This is a genomic window from Phaeovulum veldkampii DSM 11550 (assembly GCF_003034995.1).
In the GTDB taxonomy this organism is placed as follows: domain Bacteria; phylum Pseudomonadota; class Alphaproteobacteria; order Rhodobacterales; family Rhodobacteraceae; genus Phaeovulum; species Phaeovulum veldkampii.
In genome coordinates, this window is the sequence record NZ_PZKF01000071.1 from 1 (window position 1) to 6,929 (window position 6,929).

Sequence of the window (6,929 nt, forward strand, 5' to 3'; positions counted from 1 at the left end):
TGAAATCGACGGCGACGAGGTCGTGATCGTCTCGGAATACGATCCCTTCGGGTGAGGCTTCGGCCTCACTTCCCGAGGGCCCGGGCGCGGCGCGGGTGCGCCTCTGGGCCTATCGCCGACCGTGTGACCGGCGATGCCGATCAGAGGAACGTCTGTGTGCCATCTGCGCAGATCGTGGTACGTACATAGGGCGGGAAGCGGTCGTTCGGCATCTTCGTCCTTGCTCGTAGAGACGGCCGGGACCGGTCATTCGCTGCTCAACCGAAAACAACTCGAAACATGGGCTTGACGAAAAAATCAGCCTAAGGTGATATGATGACCGATGATGACAGCTATAAAGGTTAATATTCCATGCGACATTATACCGGGGAGGAATTTGAAGATGAGGTGAAAAGAATTTGCAGAAGCCTGTATTCAAACTCGATCGGCCAAGGTTCCGAAAAAGTCGACGGCCAAGAACGTGACGGTGTCTTCTGGAATGGCAGCTTCTTCACTATCGTCGAGGCAACGACAGAAAAGAAAAAAGACAAGGCGCTTTATGACGCCAAGAAAACGCATGAACTAGTAACAAAGAAGCGATCTGAAGGAAATATGGCCCAAGGTTTCTTAGTTACTTTGCACGAGCCAACAGCCGACCAGAAGGCTGCAGTTAAGAAATACGAGAAAACAACTAGAATAATATCATTCGATGAACTTAGGTCGTTACTCTTTGATGCAGCAGAATATCTAAGAACACGTTCTGGGAAGCCATTTGGATCTGTGTACGATCATGCATCCCACTCATTTGAAGTGCCACGCTCTGATTTTGTTGAGCCTACGATAGTCCTTGCTGCGACAAGCGAAGTTAGGTCTCTAAACGAAATCACTCTGCGAACCCAAGATTCCGCAAAGATGATTATTACAGCGGAATACGGGATCGGTAAGAGCATGCTTCTTCGAGAGATGTATTTCTCCTTATTGAAAGATTTCTCGCAGAACAAAACTTTCCGATTTCCTGTCGCGATCAACCTTCGAGAGCACTTGGGACAATCGGACCCGGTCGAACTTCTTGAAAGACACGCCAGAAATAACGCAGCGGACCCTAGAAGGTTAGTTGCAGCATGGAGCGCTGGATATGTTGACTTGATTATCGATGGGTTCGATGAATTATCCACGCGTGGATGGACCGGGGATCATAGGAAGCTGCGCGAGTTCAAACGCAGCACGCACGCTGTTGTGAAGAACCTAATCAGGCAAACGCCCCAAAAGTCATCTGTCATAATCGCTGGCCGTGCCGCTTACTTTGACTCTGACAGTGAGATGCGGGAGGCCCTTGGGACTCCAGAGGGAGTGTTCGAGCACCTCATCGTACAGCCATTCGACACAGATCAAGCCGCTGAATTCTTGAACAGGAAGGGATATTCTGATCCGCTACCACAGTGGCTTCCGACGCGACCGCTTTTCTTGAGTTATCTAATCAACAAGGATCTAATTAAGGAAGCCGTGACAGTCTCCTCACTTGGTTCGTTTCCTGAAGGTGCAGCTTGGTCTTCGCTCCTGACGATGATCGCGGGCCGTGAGAGCGAGCAATCCGAGGGCGTAGATAAAGCGTCCATCTTGAAATTCTGGGGTCTCTTGGCCACGAAGGCTAGGCAAGGCAACGCCTTGCAGAAGAGTTTTTCGCCGACAGAGATGGATGAGGCCTTCTACGCTGCCACCGGTAACACAGTAAGTGAAGATGAGAGACGCCTACTCCTTCGTCTGCCTGGCTTGGGCATTTCCCCGGATAGTGTATCCAGCCGGACATTTATTGATATCGACTTTTTGAACGCCGCAAGTGCAAGCCTCGTTTTATCACACATTAGGCATCCTTATGGCGAAGAAACCTATAGAGATGATCTTCGAAACGTCACCCAGCAACTCAACCAAGTTGGAACTCATGTGATTTGCGCGGCAATAGAAGAGGAAGATATTTCTACTGGACTTCTCAGTGCGTGCATTTCGAAGGAATTGACGGACGGAAATCATGAACTCGCTTTTGATCTTTTCCTTCCTATGATTTTCTTGGGGCAACCGGAAGGATATATGACATTCGAGGGAATAGACATCCAGGAGCTTGATATCTGTCAGGAAATTTGGGATCCCATAAAGGTCGACTTCTCAAACTGCCTTATATCTAGCTTAGTCTTGCCTCCGGATGGCAAGCTGCCTGAGCATATTCATTTTAGTGAGTGTCTGATAGGAAATATAGAAGGCCGCGCATCTGAGCGAGACTTGCCTACTGAAACGTTCATGAACTGCGAGATTGGGAAATTCTCTAGTTCATACGTGGTAAACAGCGAAATACTAGGATCCGAACTGCCCATGGGAGTTAAGGTTCTGGTCGTCACCTTGAGAAAGGTATATGCTCAAGCCGGGATTTCTCGACTAGAAAGCGCCTTGTTGCGCGGCTTGGATCATCGGGCGCGAATGATTGCTCCGGATGTTATTGCATCGTTGAAGAAACACGGATTTCTCATGGAGAGCGGACGACAGGGAAAAACCATTTTTGCAGGAACACGCTCCATGCGTAAAGATGCGATTGCGATTATTCAATCACCCGCGACGCACAAATCTCCAATTCTGGATGAATGTAGAAAGCTCACTTGAACGGCGGAAGCTTCTCTTGCCTCCAGCGCACAGAATGCTGAATTTTGAGCAAAGGGTGGCTTTGGGGAGGCTAGTCAGCCACCTGCCAATGGCAGGAGTGGGCCGACGTTACTCCGTCAGATCATCCAGACTCACGCCAAGCGCATCGGCCAGGGCGCGCAATGTTGCGATTGAGCCCTGCTTTCGGCCGGTCTCGATCTCGGCAACGGTGACCCGCTTCACGCCCGATTTTTCGGCCAGCGCAGCTTGGGTCAGCCCGCGCAGATCGCGGTAAACGCGCAAGGCGCTTTCGCCATTCAGCAGGCGGTTTGCATAGTCCGCCGGGATCAATTCGTCCTCTCCCGCCGCCAGCCGCGCCTTGGCGCGGTCATAGCTTTGCAGGTCGGCCAGATCCTCCGCGGCAGCCCGCAGGCGGTCGTATTCTTCGCGCGGGATCGTCACCATCTCGGTCATCTCAAACCCTTTCCGTCGCAGACGCCGCCGCGCGGCCCGATATCGAGAAGGACCAGACCGTTGCCCTGACCCTCCATGATCACCCGCCAGTCCCCCACCCTCAGCCGGATACCCTCCCGGCCTTTCAAGGGCTTCATGGTATTGGCCTGCGAGTTCGCGTCTTGCGCATAGGCTTCAATCTTGGCGCGGATCAGCGCAGCGGTATTAGAGGGCATCCGTCGCAAGGCCTTGATCGCGGCTTTCGTGGTGCTGATCTGCTTCATGATGTAGCTTTAGGCGACATTCTCGCCAAAGTCAAGCGCGTTGTCGCCCTGCGCGACATGCCTGGCCGACAGGCGTCGGCCAGGCAAAGGTCACAGATCGATCCCTTCCGACAACGTCAGCGCATCCTCCAGATCGACGCCCAGATACCGAACGGTGCTGTCCATCTTGGTGTGGCCCAGGAGCAGCTGCACGGCGCGCAGATTTCCGGTCTTCTTGTAGATCTGCGCAACTTTCGTGCGGCGCATCGAATGCGTGCCATAGGCACTGGGCTCGAGACCGATCGAAAGAACCCAGTCGCGCATGATCCGGGCATATTGACGCGTCGACAGGTGCGGGCTGGCGTGAACGCGGCTGGGCCAGAGATACTCGCTGCCGATCATCTCGGGATCCTTGATCCACCGTTCCAGCGCCAGGCGCGTGGTCTCGGTGATCTCGAAGCGGACGGGTTTTCGGGTCTTGCTCTGGGTCACCGACGCACGTTCCTTGACGTGACCGGCTGCATAAACGTCGTTTACCCTGAGGCCGACCAGATCGCAGCCCCTGAGTTTGCTGTCGACGGCCATGTTGAACAGGGCAAGGTCACGCCAATTGTCGGCCATTTCCAATCGAACGCGGATGGACCAGACGTGCTTAGGCTGCAGCGGAAGCTTTTGGCCAATGATGCGGCCCTTGTTCCACGGCGCGCGGGACGGGCGAAGAGCGGGCAAGGTTTCAATGGTCATGACAGTACTCCTCTCCGCCACGCCCACCACGTCCTCGGCTCCGCCGATCCGGAAGTGTAGCACCGATCCATCCATCGTTTCGATCGATCGAGGGGGGCGGGAAGCGGACTCACGGCACTGCAGCGGAGCAGTTGCAGCAAACTGCAAAAGCAGCCTTTTGTGCGGGCTGCAGCATTTCGACAGCGACAACTAAGTAATAGCCCGCGAAGAGTTCGCGCAGGTGAGGTCAACGAAAGGGGGCAATACTCTGCAAGTCGGGCCTCATATCCCCTTGCCCTAACAGACGAAGTCTGGCTGTATCGGGAGGTGAAAGCTTAACAGGGATTAGTTGCATGGACGACCCTATTCTGACATCCTACTTAAATGAATTCTCAAAACTCCAAGGCCTGGAAGGGCTTAAGGAGTCTGATGCTTTTGAGTATTTTTCAGCTTACTGCGTGATGCTTAGAGATTTCTCTGAACACACAGAATTGTCGGATGTTGTCGTTGCAGGTGGACACGATACTGCAATCGATGCGATTGGGATTTTTCTGAACGACATCCTTATTACCACTCCCAATCACGTAGATGAAATCGCATCACGTCAGCGCATTGATGCAGACTTTTGCTTCATTCAGTCTAAGACCTCACGAAATCTTAATGCAGCCGAGATTGGAAGCTTTCTACAAGGTGTGAAGGAGTTTTTTGGCGATAAATTCATGCCCGCAAATGAGCAAATACAAGATAGGAGGTCACTTTCAGAGAAAGTTTTTTCGATCAGCGTCAAGTTTAAATCCAAACCAAGGCTAAACATTTACTACTGTTATGCGGGTAGATTTTTGAATGACGCAACGGTGATCGCACGTGTGGAAGCGGGAAAGGCGGAACTGTTATCTTTCGGAATGTTCTCAGAAGTTAATTTCAACTTCGTTGACTCCGATCGGCTACAAGAAAGGTATCAAGAGGTTAATCTCAGAATTGAACGTGAAATTCAAATGAATGAATTTGCTTCACTTCCACCAATCCCTGGGATCAGGCAGTCATATATCGGAGTATTGCCATGCACCGAACTTGTGAAGCTGCTTACAAACTCTGATGGGCGCCTTCACAAAGCCATTTTTAATGAGAATGTCCGAGATTTTTTGAACCGCAACCCCGTGAATGATGAAATTTCCGCCACCATTTCATCACAAGAAGAGCAAAGTAAGCTTGCTGCACTCAATAATGGAATAACGATTGTTGCAAAGGGGGTGAATTTAGTTGGGAAGAAATTCACGCTATCAGACTATCAGATTGTGAATGGATGCCAAACCAGTAATATAATATTTGAAAATCGCAGCAAACTGCTACCGACTACGTCAGTTCCAGTCAAAATCATTGAAGTTGAAGACAAAGATATCATAAATGACATCGTTAGAGCCACCAATAGGCAGACTGAGGTCAAGGACGAAGCATTCGTTGTTCTATCAGATTTCCACAAAAAACTCGAAAGATTTTTTCTCAGCATAGAAGACCGCCCCGAAAGCAAAGTCGTCTATGAACGTCGCAAACGCCAGTATGCTGATACGGCCTACACGCCTCAAAATATCATAACACTAACATCGATGACAAATGCGTTCGTAAGCTGTTATATCGAAGATCCCGTTGATGCCAATGATTACTATGGTGTCCTTCTGAAAAAGTATGCGGCAAGAATGTATAGGGATGAGCATTCTATGTGGCCATACCTGATATCAGCCAAGATCCTTCGTGGCATAGAGAAACTATGCGTTGGGGGTGCAAGGAAGAGTTTGTGGAAGTTTCGATTTATCATCGCACTTCTGGTTCGCAGAAGCTTTGGAACTCCGCCTAATCTATCCAATGAAATCGCCAATAAGAAATATGCTGAGGCAGCGCTTCTAAAATTAAACGATCCAAAAGTTTTTCTTCGAATTGTGATGGAAGCAGAAGCTTTGCTGGCTAAAGCTATCGAAAAGCAATCTGCGGAATTCGACAAAACAAACGCCCATCAAGACAGAAGGTTTGTTGGAACACTAAAGGGCATGAAGTGAACCTATTTACGTCGTGCATCCTTTTATTATGGTCCGGCACTAATCACAATGGCACCTCGTGATGACGACACAAGAAGGCACGAACGTGCGCGCGGTCGCGCTCGGCAGCAAACCAGATAAGGTTGCTGCTGGCAACTTCATCGCTGCCGCGGCAAGCGCGAAGGCCAGCTTTCGGCGCGTTGTCAAACTGAACGTAGTGTCCGCTAAGGGCCGATCGCGTCGCCCATACCCTCAACTTATGGTTAGGTCGCTTGCGGTCGTCCCTTCCTCCAACGCCTCCACGAACCGCTGCAGTTTGCGACCCCGGCCCGACCAAGTCAGCGCCGGGTTCTCAGGGTGCCGGTATTTCGCCGCGACAGCCGCACGGGAGGATTTCGTCTCCGTGCCGACAAGTTCGGCCAGGGAGTAGCCCAGGTCCCGGGCGAAGGCCTCCACCTTGGCGCGGGCTTCCGCCTTCTGCCGATCCTCGAATGTGGAAATCGCCTTGGCGACGTCCTTCTGCATTTTCTTCAGCTCTCCGAGCGACAGTGCCTCGAGATCGAAATCAGACATGGCTGCGGTCCTTGTCCCGACCCGGTATCGATAGCCCGTCGCGGCAGGTGCCGCACGTTCCGGCAGGCGGGGCAAGGGGGCGGGAGCCGGTGATCGGCACTTTCGGCGCGAGTGGGATGCTGGGCTTGGGGTCAGGCAGTCCCGATTGGCCGGGTGACAGGTTCTGGCATGGGCTCCCTGCGCATCTCTGGCTTCTGGGCCATCCCTTCGACTGACAATCCCCTAATCCCGTTCGGGCTCTCGCGCGCAACCCCGCGTCAGACCGGGCCGAGTTGCCCCT

At 52.0% G+C, this 6,929-nt stretch carries 6 protein-coding genes; 2 read left to right on the forward strand and 4 right to left on the reverse strand.

Going from position 1 to position 6,929, the window contains the following annotated elements:
* The first annotated feature begins 351 nt into the window (after window positions 1-351).
* Window positions 352-2,628: an NACHT domain-containing protein gene (locus C5F46_RS15405; RefSeq protein ID WP_107326200.1), complete on the forward strand. Its 2,277-nt coding sequence runs from the start codon at window positions 352-354 to the stop codon at window positions 2,626-2,628.
* A gap of 108 nt (window positions 2,629-2,736) precedes the next feature.
* On the opposite strand, the gene C5F46_RS15410 is transcribed toward C5F46_RS15405, so the two are convergent.
* From C5F46_RS15410 to C5F46_RS15420, 3 genes are all read right to left on the reverse strand, one after another.
* Window positions 2,737-3,081, reverse strand: coding sequence for a helix-turn-helix transcriptional regulator (locus C5F46_RS15410; protein ID WP_107326201.1), 345 nt, complete (start codon window positions 3,079-3,081; stop codon window positions 2,737-2,739).
* Window positions 3,078-3,344 carry a type II toxin-antitoxin system RelE family toxin gene (locus tag C5F46_RS15415; RefSeq protein WP_107326202.1) on the reverse strand — a complete coding sequence of 89 codons (267 nt, stop codon included), beginning with the start codon at window positions 3,342-3,344 and terminating at the stop codon, window positions 3,078-3,080. Before C5F46_RS15415 ends, C5F46_RS15410 begins: the two co-directional genes overlap by 4 nt.
* A 90-nt stretch (window positions 3,345-3,434) precedes the next feature.
* Window positions 3,435-4,067, reverse strand: a complete 633-nt coding sequence (locus C5F46_RS15420; protein WP_107326203.1) for a tyrosine-type recombinase/integrase — start codon at window positions 4,065-4,067, stop codon at window positions 3,435-3,437.
* A 332-nt stretch (window positions 4,068-4,399) separates the two neighbouring features.
* Between C5F46_RS15420 and C5F46_RS15425 the strand changes: the two genes are divergently transcribed.
* Complete coding sequence (locus C5F46_RS15425; protein ID WP_107326204.1) at window positions 4,400-6,097, forward strand: AIPR family protein; 1,698 nt, start codon at window positions 4,400-4,402, stop codon at window positions 6,095-6,097.
* Window positions 6,098-6,328: 231 nt separating this feature from the next.
* Here C5F46_RS15425 and C5F46_RS15430 read toward each other — a convergent pair whose 3' ends face one another.
* Window positions 6,329-6,649, reverse strand: coding sequence for an H-NS histone family protein (locus tag C5F46_RS15430; RefSeq protein ID WP_107326205.1), 321 nt, complete (start codon window positions 6,647-6,649; stop codon window positions 6,329-6,331).
* Window positions 6,650-6,929 lie beyond the last annotated feature (280 nt).

Coding starts and splice junctions, on each gene's coding strand:
- C5F46_RS15410 (WP_107326201.1), bottom strand. CDS start 3,081: ATGACCGAGATGGTGACGATCCCGCGCGAAGAATACGACCGCCTGCGG.
- C5F46_RS15415 (WP_107326202.1), bottom strand. CDS start 3,344: ATGAAGCAGATCAGCACCACGAAAGCCGCGATCAAGGCCTTGCGACGG.
- C5F46_RS15420 (WP_107326203.1), bottom strand. CDS start 4,067: ATGACCATTGAAACCTTGCCCGCTCTTCGCCCGTCCCGCGCGCCGTGG.
- C5F46_RS15425 (WP_107326204.1), top strand. CDS start 4,400: ATGGACGACCCTATTCTGACATCCTACTTAAATGAATTCTCAAAACTC.
- C5F46_RS15405 (WP_107326200.1), top strand. CDS start 352: ATGCGACATTATACCGGGGAGGAATTTGAAGATGAGGTGAAAAGAATT.
- C5F46_RS15430 (WP_107326205.1), bottom strand. CDS start 6,649: ATGTCTGATTTCGATCTCGAGGCACTGTCGCTCGGAGAGCTGAAGAAA.